The organism is Rhodococcus sp. AW25M09, assembly GCF_000333955.1.
Classification (GTDB): domain Bacteria; phylum Actinomycetota; class Actinomycetes; order Mycobacteriales; family Mycobacteriaceae; genus Rhodococcoides.
Window position 1 is genome coordinate 1 of sequence record NZ_CAPS01000129.1, and the last position, 2377, is coordinate 2377.

A 2377-nucleotide genomic window follows, 5' to 3' on the forward strand; every position below is an offset into this window, starting at 1 on the left:
CGCGGTGCTGGCGATCGAGTACCAGCGTCGAGGGAATGACGCTGGTCGGATAGTTCCCGCCGAGGGCGATCAGCGTCCGCATCGAGGGGTCGTAGATCGAAGGGTAAGTGACGTCGTTGTCGACCACGAAGTCCTGCGCTTTGTCCTTCTGCGGATCTCGGACATTGATACCGAGGAACTGCACACCGCGCTCACGGGTGGCCTCGTAGACCTCTTCGAGGTCGTCGGCTTCGCCGCGGCAGGGGCCGCACCATTGACCCCAGAGATTGATCACGACGACCTTGCCGTCGTAGTCCGCCAGAGCGGTCGTCTTGCCTTCCTCCATCAGATCGGGGCCGGCGAGCTCGCCTATGGTTCCGCGTGTTTCGGGAGGGTCGTAGACGATGTCGGTTCGGCCACCGGGCGCGACGAAGTCGAAGCTCCCGCCGGACGGTGCAGCGTCGGCACCAGCGGAGCATCCGGAGATCAGTAGTACGACGGCAAGAATCGATCCGATTGCCGCGGTGGGCGTGCCGCCTTGTCGTCGAGTACCGACCCACACTGGTGGGAAGCGTGTCATGAGGTGAAGTCCTTTATTGCAGTGCGGATCTGGTCTGTCGTCTCGAACACTGTCGGGTCGGTGATGCGCTCGATCGTTCCGTCCGGGTGGAGGAGAAAGCTCAGGGGAAGGACCGGCGGTGCCGAGAGCGCGTCCTGGACGCTGCCGCCGTCGATGTAGTTCGGATAGCGGATGCCCAGTTGCGTGAGCAGCGCGGCCGCGTCCTCGGGTCGGTCCTCGACGTTGATTCCGATGACTGGGATCGCGTCGGGTTCTGCGGCGTAGGCATCGAGTACGGGCATCTCGGTGCGGCACGGGCCGCACCAGGATGCCCACAGGTTGATCAGCGTCACCTCGCTGCCGAGAACGTCGGCGAGATCGACATCGTCGGCGCTGCCGATGCAGCGCGCTATCACTCCTGCCAGCGGACCGCCTTCACGCGGTACCGGCGGCGGACACAGCGGTAGCGCTGCTGCTCGTGCCGCGTCATCCGGCGGGCGGGACAATGTGGGTTCGGGTCCGACCGGCGCGACATTGTTGGCGATGGCCTCGGACGGGCCGCCCTCGACGCCACCGGAGCGGGGCCACAGTGCAACGATCGATGCAACGACAACGACGAGCATGACGAGCGACCAGCCGCGCGTCATCGCCGTGACCTTCTTTCTCGAGAGAGCGGCAGAGGGGCGAACGGTACGTCGCGGATCATAGGAGCGTGGACCAGTACGACCAGAAACGCTGCGCGATCAGGGCGATGAGGACGAGAAACCACACGGTCAGCGGAAGCGAGTGATTGCGAATCAGCGAGTCAAGCCATAGCCGAAACCATTGCCCAAGAGCGGATTTCGACCTGGCGCGGTCGAGGTTGCGCAGCGTGACGTACCAGAAGATCGGTACGGTGACCGCCCACACCGCCATGCAGTACGGGCACAGCGCGCCGATGTCGTAGAGGCTCTGCGCGATCAGCCAGTGCACGAAGACTGCGGCAGCAGTGACACCGACCTGCACTGCGCCCCAGAACCACTGTGCGAACACCGCACCGGCGAGAAGGGCGGCACCCACTGCCGCCACGACGGCGAAGCCTGCGATCCCGAGAAGGGAATTGGGAAATCCGAACGCAGACGCCTGCGGGGTGTCCATCACCGATCCGCAGTTGAGCACCGGGTTGATGCTGCAGGTCGGGGCGTAGTCGGGATCGAGTGCCAGAGCGAACTTTTCTACCGTGAGCACGAACGCGGCGACCAGTCCGGTCACGCCGCCCACCAGCAGCAGCCAGGGCAGGCTCCGGCCGAACGATCCACCGGGTCCGGTCTCGGCCGCTGGGAGGTCAGCCGAGTGCAGCGTCGAGGGCATCGGCGAGGTCTCCGTACGTGGTGGGTTCGATCTTGGTGCCGTTGAGGAAGAACGTCGGGGTGCCCTGCACGCCGAGCGCGATCCCGTCCGCGACGTCGGCCTCGATGCGCGCGAGCGTCGCAGGGTCGGTGTAGGCGGCATCGAAGGCGCTCATGTCGAGCCCTTGCTCGACGGCGAAGCTGCGGAACAACTCGTCCTGCGGAACCTGCTGTTCGCCCCACTGCGCCTGCGTTTCGTACATGCGCTGATACATTGCCTCGAACGCGCACTGGTGGTCCTGGTCGCGGCATCACCGTGCGCATTGGCCATCTCGGTGCCGCTGTCGGTGGTGGCGGCGATCGGGGCTGCGAGCCGCAACGGGGCATTGATCAAAGGCGGTGCAGCAGTAGAAGAGCTGGGCCGCATCCGCGTCGTCGCCGTGGACAAGACCGGCACCCTCACCGCAGGACGACCGGAGGTCGTCGACGTCGTCACCGCTGCGGGAATCAG

The 2377-nt window shown here is 65.5% G+C and carries 3 protein-coding genes and 2 pseudogenes; 1 reads left to right on the forward strand and 4 read right to left on the reverse strand.

Translation table 11 applies throughout. The features are described from left to right. From RHODMAR_RS24255 to RHODMAR_RS24270, 4 genes and pseudogenes are all read right to left on the reverse strand, one after another. On the reverse strand, positions 1–559 hold a 559-nt coding region (locus RHODMAR_RS24255), incomplete at its 3' end, for a TlpA disulfide reductase family protein (protein ID WP_008720053.1). Next, entirely contained in the window at positions 556–1185 is a 630-nt protein-coding gene (locus tag RHODMAR_RS24260; protein WP_008720055.1) for a TlpA family protein disulfide reductase, read from the reverse strand. The genes RHODMAR_RS24255 and RHODMAR_RS24260, both read right to left, overlap by 4 nt. A 55-nt stretch (positions 1186–1240) precedes the next feature. Next, on the reverse strand, positions 1241–1888 hold the full coding sequence (locus tag RHODMAR_RS24265; RefSeq protein ID WP_008720057.1) for a vitamin K epoxide reductase family protein: 648 nt from the start codon (positions 1886–1888) through the stop codon (positions 1241–1243). After that, positions 1863–2159, reverse strand: a pseudogene (locus RHODMAR_RS24270) (DsbA family protein); the annotation flags it as partial. The gene RHODMAR_RS24265 and the pseudogene RHODMAR_RS24270, both read right to left, overlap by 26 nt. Between RHODMAR_RS24270 and RHODMAR_RS24275 the strand changes: the two are divergent. Then, positions 2145–2377: pseudogene (locus tag RHODMAR_RS24275) on the forward strand (cadmium-transporting ATPase); the annotation flags it as partial. The pseudogenes RHODMAR_RS24270 and RHODMAR_RS24275 overlap by 15 nt on opposite strands.